Raw genomic sequence first — 19390 nt, 5'->3', positions numbered from 1 at the left:
TTCCTGATTAGTTTTCGCGATTATACTAAAAACTTGCTTAAACATTAGCTTTTATATATGACTAATTACAAATTGATAACATAATATACACTTTTTATCTTCTTCTTATTTGTTACAATACAAAATTCAATTAAAAAGCAAAAAGGTTCTAAATGAATTATCAAGAAATATTAGAAGAGATTAAAGAAGAAATCAAACCCCATTTAAAAAAAGGTGAAGTAGCAAACTATATCCCTGCTTTACAAGAAGTAAAGAAAAATGATTTTGCTATGAGTATTATTGATTTAGATTTAAATGAATATCATGTAGGTTCTTATGAAAAACCTTTTTCTATACAAAGTATTTCTAAACTCTTTACATTTACCCTTGCTTTACAAAACTACAGCAAAGAGCTATACAAAAGAGTGGGACATGAACCATCTGGCGATCCATTTAACTCGCTAGTGCAACTTGAGTATGAAAATGGTATTCCTAGAAATCCTTTTATAAACGCAGGAGCTATAGTAACAACAGATGCTTTAATATCTTTATATAAAGAAAGTACTTTTGATTATATACTTCATTTTATACAAGAAGTAGCAAATGACCATAGTATAAACTATGATAAAGAAGTTTATAAATCTGAACTAAAACATGGATACAGAAACCTTGCACTAATAAATATGATGAAAAGTTTTAACAATATCAAAAACTTTACAGATAATGTAATGCAAACATATTTTAAACAATGCTCTATTGATATGAGTACACAACAACTAGCTAAATCAGTTCTTTTCTTAGCAAATCATGGAATTAATCCTCTTACAAATGAACAAGTTGTAAATGAAAGTAAAGCAAAAAGAATAAACTCTTTAATGTTAACTTGTGGACACTATGATGCTTCAGGAGATTTTGCATATAAAGTAGGACTACCTGGGAAGAGTGGTGTTGGTGGAGGAATTGTAGCTATTGTTCCTAAAAAAATGGCAATTTGTGTTTACTCTCCTAGACTAAATAGATTCGGAAATTCCCATGCAGGAACAAAAGCTTTAGAACTTTTTACAAATAAGACAGGTTTATCCATCTTTTAAATATGGCTTTAGTATAATCACGCTATTAAAAATAAAAGGTTTATAAATGACAGCACTACAATTAGCAGATATTATTGGTGTAATCTGTTTTGCCCTATCAGGGTTTTTAATTGCTGTTCATTATAAACTAGATATATTAGGTGTTTTTATCTCTGCTTTTTTAACTGCCCTTGGTGGAGGAATGACAAGAGATGTACTTGCAAATAAAACACCTTATGTATTTACAGATGTATTACCAGTAACCTTAGTGGTAGCCACTGTATTTATTTCTTTAATTCTAAAACTTCATAAAATCGATGATTTAGAAGGTAAAACTGCCTTTATTGTTTCAGATGCAATTGGCCTTGTATCCTTCGCTATTACGGGTTCTCTTGTTGCTATTGAAAATGATTTTAATTTCCTTGGAGTTTTGATTCTTGCATTTATTACAGCTGTAGGTGGAGGTACTATTAGAGATATTTTAATTAATAGGGTACCATCTATTTTAGTATCTGAATTCTATGCTACTGTTGCAATTATAGTTGGACTTATAACTTATGGTTTATATCTATTAGATTTAAAAAATATCTATTCATTAATCTTAGTTTTTATCTTTGGAGTTGCATTAAGGCTACTTGCATATTACAAAAATTGGAATCTTCCAACTTTATCAAAATAGATTAAATTTTTATCTTAACCTTTCATTTACTTTTTGTTGATACAATTTCGCAATTTAAATTCAGGAGAAAAAATGAAGAAGATTTTATTCGTTGCTGCATTATTAGCTGCGACATTTGCTAACGCATTAAACATTGGAGATACAACTCCAGCATTTGAAATTCAAGATCAATTTGAAAAAAAACAAACTATTAAATCAGATGCTAAAAACATCATCGTTGCTGGTGACAGAGATGCAAGTGAAGTAATTAGAGACTATTTATTAAAAAAAGAAAAAGGTTTCTTAGAGTCTAAAAACTCTTACTATGTTGCTGATATTTCAGGAATGCCAAGTTTAATTACTAAGTTTTTTGCATTACCTAAGATGAGAGATTATCCTTTCTCTATTTTATTAGTAGATGAAGAGCAATCAAAATCATTTACTAAAAAAGAGGGACAAATCACTGTTTACTCTGTAGAAAATGGTAAAGTTTCAAACGTAAAATATATTACTACTGCTGAAGAATTAGACGCAGTATTTAACTAAGACTATTAGCCTTATGGCTAATAGCTTATTTTTAATTTTCTAATTAGATACTAATTTTAAACCTACAATAGAACTTATCAACGTAAATAAAAAGAATAATCGTAAAAATCCTGCTGGTTCATTATAAAATAAAATTCCAACTACTATAGTTCCAAAAGCCCCTATTCCCGTCCAAATTGCATATGCAGTTCCTATAGGAATTGTCTGAACTGCTTTCGTTAAAAAATAAAAACTACCCGTTGCAAATACTAAAAATATAATTGTTGGTATTAATTTTGTAAAGTTTTCAGTTAATTTAAGCATTGAAGCAAAACCAACTTCTAGTAAACCTGCTAATATTAAATATATCCATGCACTCATAAATAATCCTTTTAAAATATCTTTCTTGGAAAGATACCTTATTTCCACTTATATTTATCTTTCCTAGAAAGATAAAATTAAATATACCTATGCTATTATAAAAAATGCAATTAAAAGAGTTTAATAAAAATAGTATAGAAACACTAAAAGAAAAAACACCACATATTTATAAATCAGTACTTCATGTAACCCTTCCTTTTTTTAGAGCTCATAAGGTTTTATTTGATAAAGGAGAGAGTGTTTTAAAAGAAGAGTTCAATCTTACACAAAGCGAATTAGATGTAATTTCATGTCTTTATTACAGTTCAGAAGAAGAACATACACTAACACCTACTAAGCTTTATGAACTTATGCTTTTTTCTTCAGGAGGAATGACAAAACTTTTAAAGAAACTTGAAGAAAAAGAACTTATTAAAAGAGTTGATTCAAAAGAAGATAAAAGAGTTAAAAATGTTCAATTAACAAAAAAAGGTATAGATATTATGCTTAGTGCAATAGATAGAATAATAAGTTTTGAGGATGATTATTTCAATAAACTTGATAATAAAGAGCAAAAAGAGTTTGCTAAACTTTTAAACAAACTCCTTGATTAAATTTTAAAGTAGTTTTTTAAATGTATCTACAATAGCAATAGATTCTAACTGCTTAATTCTATTCTCTAGTGTTTCAGGCGTTTCATTCTCATCTAAGAACAACTCTTTTGTAAGAATAATTTCTCCATCATCATACTTTTCATTTACATAATGAATAGTAACACCTGATTTTTTCTCACCATTTTTAATAACTGCTTCATGTACATATCTTCCATACATTCCTTTTCCTCCATATTGAGAAGGTAAAATTGCAGGGTGAGTATTAATTATCTTATTTTCAAAGGCATTAACAAGTTTAGGTCCTATCATTTTCATATATCCTGAACAAAAAACATAGTCACATTCAAACTCTAAAAGCAACCTAGCTATTTTATCATCACAGTCTTGCCCTGGATACCTTTTATCGTTTATTACAAAATTTGGTATGTTAAAAGACTCTGCTGTTTCTAAAACATTTGCATTTGAGTTATTTGAAATAACTACAACAACTTTTGCATCTAAAATTTTTTCATCTATTGCTTTTTGAATTGTTTGAAAACCACTTCCATTATATGAAGCTAGGATACCTATTCTTTTCATTTTACTATTCCTACTTATAATTAAGGCGAGATTATAACAAATAAAAAGTTTTTATAATATAAGTTAAATATTTTTTACCAATTATCTAATTCTTTGAGCATGTGTTAATGCTATTGCTATTGCATCTGTAATATCAAGAGGTTTAATCTCTTTTTTTATTCCAAGAAGTCTTTTTACCATAAATGCAACCTGAGTCTTATCAGCCTTACCATTTCCTGTAACTGCTTGTTTTACTTGAAGAGGTGTATACTCTGCAAAGTTTCCAAATACTTGTAAGATTTTTAATGAAATAGCACCTCTAAATTGTGCTAGTTTAATTACGGTTTTAGGGTTAAAAGCATAAAACATATCTTCAATTGATACCTCATCAATTTCATGTCTAGCAAAAATCAAATCAAAGCCTTCTGTCATTTCTACAATCTGCTCTTGTAAAACTTTTGTTTTGATTTTTATAAGTCCTGCTTCAATAAGCTTTAAATTTCTTCCATCTTTTTCAATAATTGCATATCCACAGTTTCTAGTTCCGGGGTCAATTCCTAATATTTTCACGCTTTATTACTCTTTTTTCATCATATTTTTATTCACATAGTTTGAAGTACCGTATAATGGTATTTTTCACCTAAATATTCACTTAAAAAACATTAGTTATTCACTACTTATTCACCATGTGAACAACATTTATTCATCATTTTATTCACTTTATTTTTAAGGAATTTTTAACATGTGAATAACTTTTATCAAAAATTGGTTATAATAGCTACTATTTATAAAATAAAGAGTTAATGATATATGACAAATAAAGATTTTTTAGCGCTTATTCAAAAAGAAGCAACATCTATTGATTATGACAGATACTTAAAACAACTTACTTACAAGAAAATCTCATCAGATGAGAAGCTTGCTGTATTTGAAGTATCAAATAAATATATAGCTTCATGGATTAAGAGTAAATTCACAGGACTAATACAACATTGTTTTGAGCAATACGATGGTTCTAAGCCTAAAATTGAGATCAAAATTGCTGGTGAAAAAAAATCTAAAAAAGAGATTATTCAAGAACAAATCAAAAATGAAACAGCTGAAAGTACAATCCTAAATCCATCATATACATTTGATTCATTCGTAGTAGGACCTTCTAACCAAATGGCCTATAATGCGTCACTTGCTGTATCAAATAAACCAGGAACTCAGTATAATCCACTATTTATTTATGGTGGAACAGGTCTTGGAAAAACACACTTACTTCAAGCAGTAGGAAACGCAGCAATTGAGAAAGGTCAAACTGTAATATATGTAACAATTGAACAGTTTATGAATGACTTTACTTTCTCAATTAAAAATAAAAATATGGAACACTTTAGAAGTAAATATAGAAAGTGTGATGTTTTATTAATTGATGATATTCAGTTCTTAAGTGGAAAAGAACAAACACAAGAAGAGTTCTTCCATACTTTTAATGAACTTCATAATGCAAAAAAACAAATTGTAATGACAAGTGATAGACTTCCATCACAAATTGCAGGTCTTGTAGATAGGCTAAAGTCTCGATTTGAGTGGGGTTTAACAGCAGATATTCAAATTCCAGGGTTAGAGACAAAAATAGCAATTATTGAGAAAAAATCTGAACTTAATGGTATTGCCTTAACAAGAGAGATTATTAATTTTATTGCTACAAACCTAGATAACTCTATTAGAGAAATAGAAGGAGTACTTATTAGAATTAATGCAAGTGCTTCTTTATTAAACCAAGAGATTACCCTAGAAATGGTACAAGGCTTACTAAAAGAGCAAATTAAAGAAACAAAAGAGAACATCAAACTTCCTGATGTTATCGATATTGTCGCACGTGAGCTTAATATCAAACCAAGTGATATCAAATCTAAAAAAAGAACAGCAACAGTTGCAAATGCAAGAAGAGTTGTTATATATCTAGCAAGAGAATTAACACATAACTCTATGCCTGATATTGCAAAGTTCTTAGGAATGAAAGATCACTCGTCAATTTCTCATAATATCAAGAAAGCAAATGAGCTTATAGAGAAAGATGAGAACTTTAAATTAATCATTGAAAATTTAAAAAATAAAATCATAAATAAGGAGTGGTAAAAGTAGTCAGAAAAAAAAGTTTAAGCAACTTGTGTGAAAAGGTGTGAATATTTCATTTCGTTATATCACTTGAAAGTGTTTCGATACAGTCGTCGATTTGAATGTATTTTCATCTTTTCACACACACTACTACTTCCACTAAAGATATATAAATAATAGGAGATATAAAATGAGGTTTATAATTACAAAAAATATCATTGAAAATGTAATAGCTTCTATGCAACCTTTTTTAGAAAAAAAAGATGCTAGTGCAATTACATCACATATATATTTAGAAATTGCAAATACAAAGTTAATTTTAAAAGCTACTGATTATGAAATAGGATTAGAGTCTCATATCGATAGCATTAATGAAATAGAAGAAGGTAAAGCAACTGTTAATGGTTCTAACTTACTTGGTATTATTAAAAGATTAAAAAATGAAGATATTATATTTGAAACATCAGGTAACAACTTAGTAATCAAACAAAATAAATCAATCTTTAAATTACCTATGTATGATGCATCAGAATATCCAGATATGCTTAAAAATGATAATTTAAATAAATTAGATATATCTACATTAAATTTTATAAACTCAATTAGAAAGATTACACCTGCAGTTGATAACAATAATCCTAAGTTTGAATTAAATGGTGCATTAATTGATGTTAAAAGCGAAAAAATAAACTTTGTTGCTACTGATACTAGAAGATTAGCTATATCTCATTTACAAAATATTGCAAATATTGAATCTCAATTTATTATTCCTAAAAAAGCAATTATTGAAATACAAAAACTATTTATAGATGAAGCAACTATTTCTTATGATGATACTAACTTAGTAATTCAAAATAGTAACTCTAAATTCTTTACAAAGCTAATTAATGGTAAATTTCCAGATTACGAAAGAATTATACCTACTAATTTAAAATATAGTTTATCTTTACCAAAAAATCAATTAGTAGAATCTATTAAATTAGTTACATCTCTTTTCTCAAATATTAAAATTACATTTACTTCAAATGCAATCATATTTGAATCTTTAGATGAAGATAGTGAATCACAAACACAAATTGATATAAATCTAAATATAGAAGAAAACTTCTATTTAGCAGTAAATGCTAAATATTTATTAGATTTCTTAAGTATGACAAACAATGAAAATGTAACTGTTGGATTTAATGAATCAAATTTACCATTTTACTTAGAAGATGAAAAATTCTTTACAATTGTAATGCCAATTGTTTTAGAAAAATAGATTTAAATATATAAAATTAAAATAGAAATTAGAAATAAGGACAAAAATAGATGAGTCAAGAATACGGCGCTAGTAATATTAAAGTTTTAAAAGGTTTAGAAGCAGTTAGAAAAAGACCAGGTATGTATATTGGTGATACAAACATCAATGGTTTACATCATATGGTTTATGAAGTTGTTGATAACTCTATTGATGAAGCTATGGCTGGTTACTGTAGAAATATCAAAGTTACAATGACAAAAGATGGTTGGATAAGAGTTGAAGATGATGGTAGAGGTATTCCTGTAGCAGAACATCCAACTGAAAAGATGTCAGCAGCTACTGTTGTACTTACAGTTTTACATGCTGGTGGTAAATTTGATAAAGATACATATAAAGTTTCTGGTGGATTACACGGGGTTGGTGTATCTGTTGTAAATGCCTTATCTTCTGAACTTAAAATGACTATTTACAGAGAAGGAAAGATTCATTATCAAGAATTCTCAAAAGGTATCCCAAAATTTCCTTTAGAAGTAATTGGTGATGCTCCGAGAAAAACTGGTACTACTATCGAATTCTTAGCTGATAATACTATTTTTGAAGTAACTGAATACCAATTTGAAACTTTAGCTAAAAGATTTAGAGAAGTTGCGTATTTAAATCCTTTTATTTCTATTACTTTAGAAAATGAAAAAACTAAAACAAAAGAAGTTTACCACTTTGAAGGTGGTATCAAGCAATTTGTAAGTGACTTAAACAAAGACACTCCAATTTGTGAAGCTGTAGCATTCTCTGATAAAGCAGAAGATGTAGAGATTGATATTGCATTAATGTATAACTCAACATATACAGAAAAAACTATTTCTTTTGTAAATAATATTAGAACAATTGATGGTGGTACTCACGAAGCTGGTTTTAAAGCTGGACTTACAAGATCAATCGTTAAATATTTAAATAACAATGCAAATGCTAGAGAAAAAGATACAAAAATTACAGGTGATGATGTAAGAGAAGGTTTAATTGCAATCGTTTCTGTAAAAGTTCCTGAACCACAGTTTGAAGGTCAAACTAAAGGTAAATTAGGTTCTTCTTATGTTAAGCCTTTATGTCAAAAATTAACTTCTGAGTGTTTAGATAGATATTTTGAAGAAAATCCAGCTCAAGCAAAAGCTGTAATGGAAAAAGCATTAATGGCAGCAAGAGGTAGAGAAGCTGCTAAAAAAGCTAGAGAATTAACTAGAAAAAAAGATTCTATGAGTGTTGGAACTCTTCCAGGGAAACTTGCTGAGTGTCAATCAAAAGATCCAGAAGTTAGAGAATTATACCTGGTGGAAGGGGATTCTGCAGGTGGTTCAGCAAAACAAGGTAGAGATAGAGTTTATCAAGCAATTTTACCACTAAAAGGTAAGATTTTAAATGTTGAAAAATCAAGATTAGATAAAATTTTAAAATCTGATGAAATTAGAAATATGATTACAGCTCTTGGTTGTGGTATTGGTGAAGATTTTGATGAAGAAAAAATTAGATATCACAAAGTAATCATCATGACGGATGCCGATGTTGATGGTAGTCACATTCAAACACTATTATTAACTTTCTTCTTTAGATTCTTAAGACCTATCGTTGAGAAAGGTTATTTATATATCGCTCAACCGCCATTATATAGATATAAAAAAGGTAAAAATGAGATTTACCTAAAAGATGATACAGCATTATCAAACTTCCTAATTGAAAATGGAGTAGAAAACTTCTCTTTTGCAGGTTTAGGAACAAATGATTTAATTGATCTATTTAAAACTGTTTCTAGATATAGAGGTATGTTACAACAATTAGAAAAAAGATACTCATTAGTTGAGGTATTAAAACACTTAATTGAAAACCCAGATTTAGTTAAATTAGAGCAAATGGATCTTTATGAAGTTGTAAAAGGCTTCTTAGAAGACAAAGGTTACAATATCTTATCTAAAAATATAAATGAAGATATGATACAGCTGTTTGTTCAAACAAAAGAGGGGCTAGAAGAGCTTATTATTGATGATGAGCTATTTGCATCGCCTTACTTCTCTGAAGCTACGTATATCTTCTCTAGGCTAGTAGAAAGAGATATTTCTATGTTTGATGGAAGAGATTTAATTGAAATTCTAGAAGAAGTAGAAGGTTTAGCTAAGAAAGGTGCTTATATCCAAAGATATAAAGGTCTTGGTGAGATGAACCCTGAGCAATTATGGGAAACTACAATGACACCTGAAGATAGAAGACTTCTTAGAGTTAAAATTGATGATGCAGAAGCAGCTTCTGATGCCTTTACTCTATTTATGGGTGATGAGGTAGAACCAAGAAGAAACTACATCGAAGAGCACGCAAAAGACGTAGAACACTTAGACGTATAATCTATTTAGAGACTAAATAGAGACTTTTTTAAAAAGTCTCTAAAAAGTCTCCTTTTTTAAAATCTTACAAATTGAAATAAAAAATCAACTGTTTACTTTTTTAATATATAATACTTCCATATTTTTAAAAAGGATTTATTATGAAACTATGTGGAGTAGAATTAAAAGCTAATAATGCGATATTTTCAGTATTTGAAAAAAATGATGACGATATAGTAATTTATATAGACCTAAAAATAAAGAAGATTACATTAGAGGATGATGAGTCTCAAGAAGCAGTAAAAAAGTTCTCTAAAGAGATTAATGACTTTTTACAAGAGAATAAAATTGAAAAGCTATATGTTAAAAAAAGAGCAAAAAAAGGAAACTTTGCAGGTGGTGCAGTTACTTTCAAAATGGAAACAGTTTTACAACTAAATAGTATTTGTGATGTTGATTTAGTCTCTTCTCAAACAATAAGCTCATTTGAAAAAAGAAACATGATTGAGTTTCCTCATACTCTAAAAAAATATCAAGAAGGTTCATATCTTACATTACTTTCAGTTGCATAATATGTTATAAATAGTGTTATTATAAGTTTTTTTATTTTCAAATACTATTTATTTATCTTGCTTTTCTCTATAAAATATACAAACTTATAACAAAAAATTAAAATATTAATGATTAGAAAATTTTTTCTTAATATTTAAAATAATTCTTTCATTATCCATATCTATACTATTAAAGTATAGTAAAAAGTCCAAAAAGTCTATTTTTTATTGTTTTTTATATTAAAAAAAGATAAAATTTCTGCTATAATTCCACAATTAATAACTATTTAAGGGAGATAGATATGAGCGTATTTGGAAAAACTGTAGATGAATATATTGATATAGCAAAAAGTACTACTAATTTGAATGAAATGTTATTTTTACAAAAACATCCTTCTATGAATGTAAGAAGATCATTGGCAAGAAATGTTAATATTTCAGATGAAGTTTTAAATAATTTGCTCTATGATGCTGTAGAGAATGTGTCTTATATGGCTTCAAAACATCCTAAAATTAAACTCAAAAGAGAGTTTGGAAAACTAAGACCTTGTGTTTCATGTACTAAAGAAGAAAAAGGATTAAATTGTTTAAATTGTCCGGAGCTTACAAGTTATAAGGCAAGCTAGAAAAGTTTTTAAACTTTTCTAAACTTTATGTATTAAAAATCTTTTGCTTTTACGTTTTCTTTACCTGCAAACTCTTTTTCATTTGCATTATTAACTACAAGCTTAGCTATTTGATCAGTTTGTACTGCTACATGATGTGCTTGAGTTGCTACTAGTGCATTTTGCTGAGTTTGTCTATCTAAACTTGTTACAGCATCATTAATTTGTTCGATTCCTGATAATTGCTCTTTAGAAGCATTTTCAATATCATTTATTAGACTTGTTGTATGAGATATATTTTCATTTAATTGTTTATATCCATCAATCATGTCAGAAGCTATAAGTTTACCATCAGAGGCTTTAATTGTAGCACTTTCTACAAGCTCTTTAATCTCTTTTGCTGCTTCTGCACTTCTTGCAGCTAGGTTTCTTACTTCTTGTGCAACTACTGCAAAACCTTTTCCTGCTTCACCTGCTGTTGCTGCTTCTACAGCTGCATTTAATGAAAGGATATTTGTTTGGAATGCAATTTGATCAATAATTGTAATTGCTTCATTAATAGCTGTTACCTCTTGATTAATACTATCCATTGCAAGAGTTGTTTGATTTGCTAGTTCTTCTCCATGAGTTGCTGATTTTGTTACCTCATTTGAGAAGTTAGACATTTTTGCGATATTTTGTGTATTTTGTCTTAAATTACTTGTAATCTGCTCTAAGGCTGCTGCTGTTTCCTCTAAACTAGTTGCAGCTTCATTTGAGCTCTCATTTAACTTATCTACATTTTCAAGTAATATATCAGAGCTCTTATCAAGAGTTAAACCATTTGATTTATTATCAATTAACATTTCTGTTATAGAATCCCCTAAATTGTTAACACCATTTGCCAGTTTAAGTAAATGCTCTTTTAAATTCTTTTTATCTATCTTGTTTAAATAGTTGTAATTACTATATTGTTCTAATACATTAAGTACATTATCTATATTTGTTTCAAGATTATCAGCCATATTGTTAAGAACATTTTTTAATTGCATTAATGCGGGGTTATTTACGCTTATATTTAATCTTTGGCATAGGTCTCCTTGCTCAAATTCACCTAATACTTGGATAGTTTCATCTATAAGTTGTCTATCTTCAATAATACTTTTTTGAGTTTTTTCTATATTTTCATTGATAAGTATAGCCATTTGGCCAAATTCATCTTTTGTTTTAACATCAATTTTATTAATTGTGTCAGATTCTCTATTTAAGTATTTAAAGAAAGATAATAAACCTTCATTGATTTTTGTTAAAGAGTTTAGAGATACTCTTAAGGTAATAAATACAGCAATTGAAATAAGTATTAAAGTAATAATTGCTAAAGCAATTGTAATATACATAATTCTATTAGCATCTTCTAAAACTTCACTCTCATTTACACCAGCAACTATTAACCAATGCCACTCTTTAAAATCTTTGAAGAATACATATTTCTTTCCATCATCCCAGTCATACTCTAAGAATCCTTGCTTTTTTTCTAACATATCAGTTATAAAGCTGTACCCATGAGTGTCTTTAACCTCTAAAGCTGATTTACCTTTTAATGTTGGGTGTGCTAAGAATTGACCGTAAGATTTACCTTTTTTACTATTAATAATATAGTAGTATCCATTTTTACCTATTTTTTTAGATGAGATATTTTCTTCTAATTGTTTTATATCTCTACTAATATCATAACCAACAAAAGCAATACCAACAACTTCACTATTTATAAATAATGGAATATATTTCGTCATATACTCTTTTCCAAATAGTTTTGCTTTACCTAAATACTCTTTCCCTTCTAAAACACTTTTGTATCCAGGATGAGTTTTATTTAGTTTTGTTCCTATTGCTCTATTACCATCTTGCTTTTTTAAACTTGTTGATACTCTAATAAAATCTTCATTATCTCTTACAAAAATTGTTGCAACAGATCCATCAGTCATTTCAGTAAAGCTGTCAACTAAATCAAAATTTAAATTAACTGTTTTATTATTGATTTTAATTTCTGGTGTTTTTAAACCTTTAATATCAATAGTTGAACTTTTATCAAGTTCTATATTGTTTATCATTTTAACAAATACTGATGCCATTTTATCTGCACCTGTTTTTGCAACATTGTTAAAAGTCTCTATTTTTTCAGTTATTAAAGCAACTTCTTTTTGAATAGATGTCTGAGTATTACTTTTCATAGAAGAGAATGTATTATCTGCTATGAAAAATGTTAGTATTAACATACATAAAAAGATAGCTGAGATTGAAACGAAAAGAATTTTTCGAATGACAGACTTTTTGAGGTATTCCATGTTTTTCCTTTAAAAATAATTTACTTATGACGTATATATAAACGAAATAATATCTAAAAATGGTATCTTTTTGGTATTAATTATGAAAAAATTTTATAATTATTATAAAAATAACAAATAAGTGGGAGATAAAACACCTAAGTGTTTTATCTATAAATAGTTTTATGAATCGATTGAGCTAGCTACTTTTTCAGTGTGAGAGAAAATTCTTCCTCTTTTTCTAATAATATTATTTACAATGTGGTATCCATGATTTAAAGCAATAGCAATAGAACCACCAGATTTAAATGCAATATCACCTGCTACATAAACACATTTTGCAGATGTTTCTTGATGTTCATCAAAAATTGGTTGTTCATTTTCATTTACCTCAACACCACATGATTTTAAGAAATCAACAGGTGTAGTTCCACCAATAGCGTAAATTACTCTATCGTAGATTACAGAGAAACCATCATTGAAGTTTACTTTTACTTTACCACCTTCATTTTCTAAAGACTCAACATCTGTATTCATTCTAAGTCTTAATTTTTCTTCACCATGATATTTGTATAAGATATTTTCATTTGTTTCATTTAATCTTGAAAACTCTGGTTTTCTATAAACTAAAGTTACATTGTTATCTTGATCTGCTAAATCATAAGCATACTCAGCTGCAGAGTTTCCTCCACCAACAACTAAGATTTTTTCATTTGAAGAACATTTGTCTAAGTTGAAGTTTACATTTGCTTTTATTGATGGTGGAATTTTGTATGATGGTTTATTTGGCTTCCCCATTTTTCCAATAGCAATTACGGCATTTCTTGATTTTACAAGTCCTACTGATGTATGAATATATAATAAATTATCATTTTCTCTTACAATTTTTTCTACTTCTGTATTAAAAAGTGAATCAATTTTTTCTGAATCTAATAAGTCATCAAAGTAATCAAGAGTAGTTTCTTTTGTTCCATCATAAAAATCAACATTTCCTTGTAGTTGAGTTACTTGACCTTTATAGTCTTTGTCAACTCTTTTATTATCTTTATAAAATTTTCTAATTGTATTTGAGTGATTATCTGTTTTTTCAATTAGTAATATTTCTCCAACTTTATGAGCTGAAGCTTCAATAGCAGTACCGATACCACCAGGACCACCACCAATAATTACAATGTCATATATCTTTTGTTCCATATTACCTCTTATATTATATTTTAATTTATAGCATGAATATAGCAATTATACTTAAATTCATGTTTTTTTTCAATTAGTAACATTTGTAAGTAAGATTTTGATAAAATCTCTTAAAATTAATTATTATAAAGGTTATAAAAGATATGGAAATGAAATATGGTGAAAAAGAGATTGTTGAGTTTGATATTAACAATGAAGAAAACTTTTGGCCAAATACAAATGATAAGAACTATATTATAGATATTGAATTACCTGAGTTTATGGCAAAATGTCCAAGAAGTGGATATCCTGACTTCGCTACAATTAAAATTCAATACACTCCAAATAAAAAAGTTATTGAATTAAAAGCTTTAAAAATCTATATTAATACATTTATGTATAGAGAAGTATCTCATGAAAACTCTGCAAATGAAATCTTTGATACTTTATATGAAAAATTAGAACCAAAATGGATGAAAGTTATTGCTGACTTTAAACCAAGAGGAAATGTTCATACTGTAATTGAAATTGATAGTGCAAAAATGTAAGGAATTATGCCTTGGAAAGATTAGTTACGACTTCACAAGCTGCCCAGATTCTGGGTCTTTCTTTACAAGGTGTACACTATCGAATTAAAAAAGAACAATTAAAATCTATCAAAAAATCAGGAAGAACTTATGTTTATATTTCTGATGAGATGGAAAAAGCTGCTTCAACAAACAACAATTTTAGTGTTGAAGCAGTAAAATCTTCAAATAATACTACAACTCAGAAACCTGATGAAGAACATATTCAATCTATTATAGAAGTAAAAAATGAGCAGATTTTACTTTTAAAAGATTCTATGAAATGGATGAAAAAACAGTATAAATCTGAAATTAATAGATTAGAAAAAAATCAAAAAAGAATAGTAAAAGTTTTTAATTCAGAAATTAAACTTCTTCAAAGTGCATTTCATGAGATGAGAACTATTTACAAAAATCAACCTGCACAAATTCAAAATCTTCAAGCTTCTAGTCAAACACAACAAACAGGAGAAAATAAAGATTTAAATCTGATGACTTTACAAGAGTTTTCTGTACTAATGAAAAGATATAATAAAACAGAAAAAGAGATTAAACTTTTAATCTTTAAAGCTATTCAAAATGGCGATAAAAGATTTATTTATAATAAAGCAGAGAGAAAACTTCTAATATTAAAGTCAGATTTCCAAGATTTAATTTAAATTTAGTAAAAAAGATTGTTATAAGATTTTCTATGTAGGCAAAAAAAAAGAGCACTTTAAAAAAGTACTCTTCTCCAGATACCCAAACACACCACTAAGAGAGGTGCCTTGCTATGTTCCCATCCTGGGGCGTTATCTCAACATAATGATTGTAAGGGTCTAAAGAAGAGCACTCAAAATATTAAAAATATTCTCAGTGTTCCTCTTTAGGAAACGAAATTATACAAAAATAAACTTTAACTTTTTATAAATTAATTTTTTTATTTGGAATATCGGCTATAATTTCGAAAAAATTTCATTTAAAAAGTATAAAAATTGACAAAAAATTTTAATTTAATCGGTGTTATATCCCTAGTTTTTGCTATGTTCATTTGGGGAAGCTCTTTTATTGCTTTAAAAGCAGCTATGAATGACTTAGCACCTTTTACTGTAATCTTTATTAGAATGCTTGCAGCTTCTTTATGTTTCGTATATTTCATAAAAAGCTTTTTAAAGTATGACTTTACAAAAAAGGATATAAAGTTTATTCTTTTATTAGCTTTATTTGAACCTTGTTTATATTTTATTTTTGAAGCTAAAGCTTTACAGCTTACATCTGCTTCTCAAGCAGGTATGATTGCATCACTTATGCCTTTAATAACAGCAATGGCAGCAGGATATTTCTTAAAAGAGATTATTACAAGAAAGCTTATATTAGGTTCGGCTTTAGCTATGATAGGTGTTGTAAGCTTAAGTGTAAATGCAACTACAAGTGCTAGTGCCCCAAACCCTCTTTTAGGGAATTTTTTAGAGCTTTTAGCGATGACTTGTGCGGCAGGATATACAATAGTCGCAAGATATTTAACGCATAAGTTTTCTGCACTATTTATTACAGCAATTCAGGCGTTTATTGGTGCAATATTTTTCTTTCCTTTCTTTGTTTACGAATATTTTAATACTCCTATGGTATTCTCTGTTGAAGCATTAAGTTGGACAATATATTTAGGTATTGTTGTAACATTGGGAGGTTATGGTTTGTATAATTTTGCTCTTACAAAAGTAGAAGCCTCTAAAACAGCAGTTTTTGTAAACTTAATTCCAGTATTTACTTTAATATTAGCATTTTTTATTTTAGGAGAAAAGCTTACGTCTTTTGAATTAACAGCCTCTGCAGTTATTTTAGTGGGTGTTATACTATCTCAAATGCCACCTTTAAAAAGGAAGAAAAAAGTTTAATGGTTTATTTAACTCTTTTTATATCAGCTTTAGTTTCAGCAACATTAATTCCTTTTGGTAGTGAAGCTTTACTAATTTATGATATTAAAGAGGGATATAACCTTTATTTATTGCTTTTCTTCGCTACTTTTGGGAATTCTTTGGGTTCTATAATAAACTATTTTTTAGGTTTAAAAGGTGAGGAGTTTTTAGTAAAGAAAAAGCTTTTAAATGAACAAAGAGTTTTAAAAACCAAAAAATATTTCGATAAATATGGAGCTTGGTGTATTTTACTTTCTTGGGTTCCTATTATTGGTGATCCAATAACTTTTATAGCAGGAGTTTTAAAATTTAATTTAAAACTCTTTATTTTACTTGTTGTTATTGCTAAGTTTTCAAGATATGCTTTTATAGCACTTTTGATTTAAGAGTTAAACTCATTTAAAATATTTTTATTTTTAGAGAAAATTTTATAAATCACACCTTGGAATGTAAACTCTAAATAGTTAGCATGAAGCCAAAGTCTTGAACCTTTTGTCTCTTTTTCTCTTAAGTCTTGGTCTAGTGTTTTATTTAAATATGCTTCTGCAATTTCATCATCAACACCATAAATTGGATCACCAATAATTCTGTGACCTATTGAGTATAAATGAACTCTAATTTGATGTTGTCTTCCTGTTATTGGTTGAGCTTCTACTAAAGTGATATTTTTTTCTTCATTATATTTTATTGGTTTTATAATAGTACATGATTCTTTACCCTCTTCTCCTGCACTCATTCTAACACCAATGTTTTTGCCTTCTTTTTGAAGTTTACTATCAATAGTAATCTCTTTTTGTATATGTCCTTCTACAATTGCAAGATAAGATTTGTGATACTCTTTTGTTTCAAACATATCTTTTAATTGTTTCTCACTTTTTTTATTTTTTCCTACAATTACAAGTCCTGATGTTTCTGCATCAATTCTATGAATTAGGTTTGCATTTTCTCCAAAATGGTATCGAATTTCATCTAACAATGAATACTTAGTATTTTTAGAAATTGGATGAACCATAAGGTTTGTAGGCTTGTCAAAAATGGCAAAATTTTCAAACTCAATTAGAGGTTTTAAACCCCTTGAAACACCCTCAAAAACAGCCATGTAGATATAATCACTTGGAATTAAATCTTTTGGTTTTAATACATTCATGTCTTCATCAAAAATTCTTCCTCTAGAGGCGTATTTCTGGGCTTTCGTGTGATGTATTGTAAGGTTTTGAAGTAGAAAAAGACTAAGCTTTTTACCTTTTTGGGCTTCAATTTTCTTTAAAATAAATGGCAAGTTTCTTATCCTAGAATTTTTTTCTAAATAGGGTAAAATCTATCTTTTTTTTTAGCTATATTTTTGTCTAATTTAGATAACATATCATACATAAATTAACAGAAAAATTTAATAAAAAATATAAAACATTGATAATAGGGGATTTGTAGATGGTTGAAAGATATGCAAGAGAAGAGATGGCAAAACATTGGACGCAACATGCAAGATATGCAGCGTGGCTTGAAGTAGAAAAAGCAGCTGTAAAAGCTTGGAATAAATTAGGTCTAATTCCTGATGAAGATTGTAGAAAAATCGTTGAAAATGCAACTTTCTCAGTTGAGAGAATTGAAGAGATTGAAGCTGTAACTAAACATGACTTAATCGCATTTAATACTTCAGTATCAGAATCTTTAGGTGCTGAATCAAGATGGTTCCACTATGGTATGACTTCATCTGATGCAGTTGATACAGGTGTTGCTTTACAAATGAGAGATTCTTTAAAAATTGTAATTAAAGATGTAAAAATGCTTATGAAATCTATTAAAAAGAGAGCAAAAGAGCATAAATATACTTTAATGGTAGGAAGATCTCATGGTATTCATGGTGAGCCTATTACTTTTGGTCTTACATTAGCTGTATGGTATGATGAAATGAAAAGACACCTTCAAAATTTAAAAGAGACTATGAAAGTAATTTCTGTAGGACAAATCTCTGGTGCTATGGGTAACTTTGCTCACGCTCCTTTAAAACTTGAAGAGTACGCTATGAAAGAATTAGGTTTAAAACCAGAGCCTTGTTCTAACCAAGTTGTACATAGAGATAGATATGCAAGACTTGCAACTGCATTAGCCCTATTAGCATCAACTATTGAAAAATTCGCTGTTCAAGTAAGACACTTACAAAGAACAGAAGTTTATGAAGCAGAAGAGTATTTTGCAAAAGGTCAAAAAGGATCTTCAGCAATGCCTCACAAAAGAAACCCTATTTTAACTGAAAACATTACTGGTTTAGCAAGAACTATTAGAGCTTATGCTGCACCTGCAATGGAAAATGTTGCTTTATGGCACGAAAGAGATATTTCTCACTCATCAAATGAAAGATTCTGGTTACCAGATGCATTTATTACAACTGATTTCATGTTACATAGAATGAACAATGTAATCGCTAACTTAACTGTTATGCCAGAAAATATGATGAAAAACTTAAACTTAACTGGTGGTTTAGTATTCTCTCAAAGAGTATTATTAGAATTACCAAAAGCTGGTGTTTCAAGAGAAGATGCATACAAAATCGTTCAAAGAAATGCTATGAAAGTATGGGCTGAAATTAAAGAAGGTAAGCCAACTGTAAATAAAAAAGGTGAGTCTTTATATTTAGGTCACTTACTATCAGACAAAGATTTAAGAGAGAAATTAAGCGAAGAGCAAATTAGAGAATGTTTCAACTATGATTACTACACTAAAAATGTTGATGCAATTTACAAAAGAGTTTTTAAGTAGTCCAAGTTATTAAGTAAAAGTTTTCAAATAATTTATATAAATACAAACAAATTTTAAATAT

The 19390-nt window shown here is 28.3% G+C and carries 20 protein-coding genes and 1 other RNA gene; 14 read left to right on the top strand and 7 right to left on the bottom strand.

What is annotated here, in order from left to right; genetic code table 11:
- The first annotated feature begins 152 nt into the window (after positions 1–152).
- The 3 genes from ACH5BF_RS03845 to ACH5BF_RS03835 all read left to right on the top strand — a co-directional run bounded on the left by ACH5BF_RS03845 (position 153) and on the right by ACH5BF_RS03835 (position 2253).
- Positions 153–1070 carry a glutaminase gene (locus ACH5BF_RS03845; protein ID WP_423272838.1) on the top strand — a complete coding sequence of 306 codons (918 nt, stop codon included), beginning with the start codon at positions 153–155 and terminating at the stop codon, positions 1068–1070.
- Between the two features lie 46 nt (positions 1071–1116).
- Positions 1117–1728, top strand: a complete 612-nt coding sequence (locus tag ACH5BF_RS03840; RefSeq protein WP_423272837.1) for a trimeric intracellular cation channel family protein — start codon at positions 1117–1119, stop codon at positions 1726–1728.
- 72 nt (positions 1729–1800) lie between these two features.
- The gene (locus ACH5BF_RS03835; RefSeq protein WP_423272836.1) at positions 1801–2253 is read left to right on the top strand and encodes a hypothetical protein; all 453 of its coding nucleotides are present in this window, start codon (positions 1801–1803) and stop codon (positions 2251–2253) included.
- A 39-nt stretch (positions 2254–2292) separates the two neighbouring features.
- Here the strand turns inward: ACH5BF_RS03835 and ACH5BF_RS03830 are convergent, their stop codons facing one another.
- Positions 2293–2613: a DMT family transporter gene (locus tag ACH5BF_RS03830; protein WP_423272835.1), complete on the bottom strand. Its 321-nt coding sequence runs from the start codon at positions 2611–2613 to the stop codon at positions 2293–2295.
- Between the two features lie 104 nt (positions 2614–2717).
- Here ACH5BF_RS03830 and ACH5BF_RS03825 point away from each other — a divergent pair, with 104 nt between their 5' ends.
- Positions 2718–3206 (top strand): MarR family winged helix-turn-helix transcriptional regulator, encoded by a 489-nt coding sequence (locus ACH5BF_RS03825; RefSeq protein ID WP_423272834.1) that lies wholly within the window; start codon positions 2718–2720, stop codon positions 3204–3206.
- Positions 3207–3209: 3 nt separating this feature from the next.
- On the opposite strand, the gene purN is transcribed toward ACH5BF_RS03825, so the two are convergent.
- Both purN and ruvC read right to left on the bottom strand, forming a co-directional pair.
- On the bottom strand, positions 3210–3785 hold the full coding sequence (gene purN / locus ACH5BF_RS03820) for a phosphoribosylglycinamide formyltransferase (protein WP_423272833.1): 576 nt from the start codon (positions 3783–3785) through the stop codon (positions 3210–3212).
- An 81-nt stretch (positions 3786–3866) separates the two neighbouring features.
- Positions 3867–4334, bottom strand: a complete 468-nt coding sequence (gene ruvC / locus ACH5BF_RS03815) for a crossover junction endodeoxyribonuclease RuvC (protein ID WP_423272832.1) — start codon at positions 4332–4334, stop codon at positions 3867–3869.
- A 240-nt stretch (positions 4335–4574) separates the two neighbouring features.
- On the opposite strand from ruvC, the gene dnaA reads away from it, so the two are divergent.
- The 5 genes from dnaA (at position 4575) to ACH5BF_RS03790 (ending at position 10656) form a co-directional block, all read left to right on the top strand.
- On the top strand, positions 4575–5891 hold the full coding sequence (dnaA, locus tag ACH5BF_RS03810; RefSeq protein ID WP_423272831.1) for a chromosomal replication initiator protein DnaA: 1317 nt from the start codon (positions 4575–4577) through the stop codon (positions 5889–5891).
- Positions 5892–6060: 169 nt separating this feature from the next.
- A complete protein-coding gene (gene dnaN / locus ACH5BF_RS03805; protein ID WP_423272829.1) occupies positions 6061–7131 on the top strand; it encodes a DNA polymerase III subunit beta in 1071 nt (356 codons plus the stop codon).
- A gap of 50 nt (positions 7132–7181) precedes the next feature.
- The gene (gene gyrB / locus ACH5BF_RS03800; RefSeq protein ID WP_423272827.1) at positions 7182–9500 is read left to right on the top strand and encodes a DNA topoisomerase (ATP-hydrolyzing) subunit B; all 2319 of its coding nucleotides are present in this window, start codon (positions 7182–7184) and stop codon (positions 9498–9500) included.
- A gap of 140 nt (positions 9501–9640) precedes the next feature.
- Positions 9641–10051, top strand: coding sequence for a DUF3010 family protein (locus tag ACH5BF_RS03795; RefSeq protein ID WP_423272825.1), 411 nt, complete (start codon positions 9641–9643; stop codon positions 10049–10051).
- Positions 10052–10332: 281 nt separating this feature from the next.
- A complete protein-coding gene (locus ACH5BF_RS03790) occupies positions 10333–10656 on the top strand; it encodes a hypothetical protein (protein ID WP_423272824.1) in 324 nt (107 codons plus the stop codon).
- 32 nt (positions 10657–10688) lie between these two features.
- Here the strand turns inward: ACH5BF_RS03790 and ACH5BF_RS03785 are convergent, their stop codons facing one another.
- Both ACH5BF_RS03785 and ACH5BF_RS03780 read right to left on the bottom strand, forming a co-directional pair.
- Positions 10689–12959 (bottom strand): methyl-accepting chemotaxis protein, encoded by a 2271-nt coding sequence (locus tag ACH5BF_RS03785; protein ID WP_423272822.1) that lies wholly within the window; start codon positions 12957–12959, stop codon positions 10689–10691.
- Positions 12960–13121: 162 nt separating this feature from the next.
- Positions 13122–14132 (bottom strand): NAD(P)-binding domain-containing protein, encoded by a 1011-nt coding sequence (locus ACH5BF_RS03780; protein ID WP_423272821.1) that lies wholly within the window; start codon positions 14130–14132, stop codon positions 13122–13124.
- Positions 14133–14281: 149 nt separating this feature from the next.
- Here ACH5BF_RS03780 and queF point away from each other — a divergent pair, with 149 nt between their 5' ends.
- Both queF and ACH5BF_RS03770 read left to right on the top strand, forming a co-directional pair.
- Positions 14282–14659 carry a preQ(1) synthase gene (gene queF, locus ACH5BF_RS03775; RefSeq protein WP_423272906.1) on the top strand — a complete coding sequence of 126 codons (378 nt, stop codon included), beginning with the start codon at positions 14282–14284 and terminating at the stop codon, positions 14657–14659.
- 11 nt (positions 14660–14670) lie between these two features.
- Positions 14671–15336, top strand: a complete 666-nt coding sequence (locus ACH5BF_RS03770; RefSeq protein ID WP_423272820.1) for a DNA-binding protein — start codon at positions 14671–14673, stop codon at positions 15334–15336.
- A gap of 68 nt (positions 15337–15404) precedes the next feature.
- Here ACH5BF_RS03770 and ffs read toward each other — a convergent pair.
- An RNA gene (ffs, locus tag ACH5BF_RS03765) (signal recognition particle sRNA small type) lies at positions 15405–15502 on the bottom strand.
- 149 nt (positions 15503–15651) lie between these two features.
- Here ffs and ACH5BF_RS03760 point away from each other — a divergent pair.
- Together ACH5BF_RS03760 and ACH5BF_RS03755 are read left to right on the top strand one after the other, a co-directional pair.
- On the top strand, positions 15652–16551 hold the full coding sequence (locus ACH5BF_RS03760; RefSeq protein WP_423272819.1) for a DMT family transporter: 900 nt from the start codon (positions 15652–15654) through the stop codon (positions 16549–16551).
- Positions 16551–16958 carry a YqaA family protein gene (locus ACH5BF_RS03755; RefSeq protein WP_423272818.1) on the top strand — a complete coding sequence of 136 codons (408 nt, stop codon included), beginning with the start codon at positions 16551–16553 and terminating at the stop codon, positions 16956–16958. The genes ACH5BF_RS03760 and ACH5BF_RS03755 overlap by 1 nt, the downstream gene beginning before the upstream one ends.
- Here the strand turns inward: ACH5BF_RS03755 and ACH5BF_RS03750 are convergent.
- Entirely contained in the window at positions 16955–17851 is an 897-nt protein-coding gene (locus ACH5BF_RS03750) for an RluA family pseudouridine synthase (protein WP_423272816.1), read from the bottom strand. The genes ACH5BF_RS03755 and ACH5BF_RS03750 overlap by 4 nt on opposite strands.
- A gap of 149 nt (positions 17852–18000) precedes the next feature.
- Here ACH5BF_RS03750 and purB point away from each other — a divergent pair, with 149 nt between their 5' ends.
- The gene (gene purB / locus ACH5BF_RS03745) at positions 18001–19329 is read left to right on the top strand and encodes an adenylosuccinate lyase (RefSeq protein WP_423272815.1); all 1329 of its coding nucleotides are present in this window, start codon (positions 18001–18003) and stop codon (positions 19327–19329) included.
- The last annotated feature ends 61 nt before the right edge of the window (positions 19330–19390 follow it).

Source organism: Arcobacter pernae (assembly GCF_049472135.1).
Taxonomy (GTDB): Bacteria; Campylobacterota; Campylobacteria; order Campylobacterales; family Arcobacteraceae; genus Arcobacter_B.
The sequence above is the reverse complement of the archived record's forward strand: the minus strand, read 5'-3'. Positions and strand labels throughout refer to the sequence as shown.

Excerpts from the sequence above, each read along its gene's own strand:
- dnaA (WP_423272831.1), top strand. The coding sequence starts at position 4,575 with ATGACAAATAAAGATTTTTTAGCGCTTATTCAAAAAGAAGCAACATCT.
- ACH5BF_RS03825 (WP_423272834.1), top strand. The coding sequence starts at position 2,718 with ATGCAATTAAAAGAGTTTAATAAAAATAGTATAGAAACACTAAAAGAA.
- ACH5BF_RS03845 (WP_423272838.1), top strand. The coding sequence starts at position 153 with ATGAATTATCAAGAAATATTAGAAGAGATTAAAGAAGAAATCAAACCC.
- ACH5BF_RS03840 (WP_423272837.1), top strand. The coding sequence starts at position 1,117 with ATGACAGCACTACAATTAGCAGATATTATTGGTGTAATCTGTTTTGCC.
- ACH5BF_RS03795 (WP_423272825.1), top strand. The coding sequence starts at position 9,641 with ATGAAACTATGTGGAGTAGAATTAAAAGCTAATAATGCGATATTTTCA.
- dnaN (WP_423272829.1), top strand. The coding sequence starts at position 6,061 with ATGAGGTTTATAATTACAAAAAATATCATTGAAAATGTAATAGCTTCT.
- purN (WP_423272833.1), bottom strand. The coding sequence starts at position 3,785 with ATGAAAAGAATAGGTATCCTAGCTTCATATAATGGAAGTGGTTTTCAA.
- queF (WP_423272906.1), top strand. The coding sequence starts at position 14,282 with ATGAAATATGGTGAAAAAGAGATTGTTGAGTTTGATATTAACAATGAA.
- ACH5BF_RS03780 (WP_423272821.1), bottom strand. The coding sequence starts at position 14,132 with ATGGAACAAAAGATATATGACATTGTAATTATTGGTGGTGGTCCTGGT.
- ACH5BF_RS03830 (WP_423272835.1), bottom strand. The coding sequence starts at position 2,613 with ATGAGTGCATGGATATATTTAATATTAGCAGGTTTACTAGAAGTTGGT.
- ACH5BF_RS03790 (WP_423272824.1), top strand. The coding sequence starts at position 10,333 with ATGAGCGTATTTGGAAAAACTGTAGATGAATATATTGATATAGCAAAA.
- gyrB (WP_423272827.1), top strand. The coding sequence starts at position 7,182 with ATGAGTCAAGAATACGGCGCTAGTAATATTAAAGTTTTAAAAGGTTTA.
- ACH5BF_RS03755 (WP_423272818.1), top strand. The coding sequence starts at position 16,551 with ATGGTTTATTTAACTCTTTTTATATCAGCTTTAGTTTCAGCAACATTA.
- ACH5BF_RS03835 (WP_423272836.1), top strand. The coding sequence starts at position 1,801 with ATGAAGAAGATTTTATTCGTTGCTGCATTATTAGCTGCGACATTTGCT.
- purB (WP_423272815.1), top strand. The coding sequence starts at position 18,001 with ATGGTTGAAAGATATGCAAGAGAAGAGATGGCAAAACATTGGACGCAA.
- ACH5BF_RS03785 (WP_423272822.1), bottom strand. The coding sequence starts at position 12,959 with ATGGAATACCTCAAAAAGTCTGTCATTCGAAAAATTCTTTTCGTTTCA.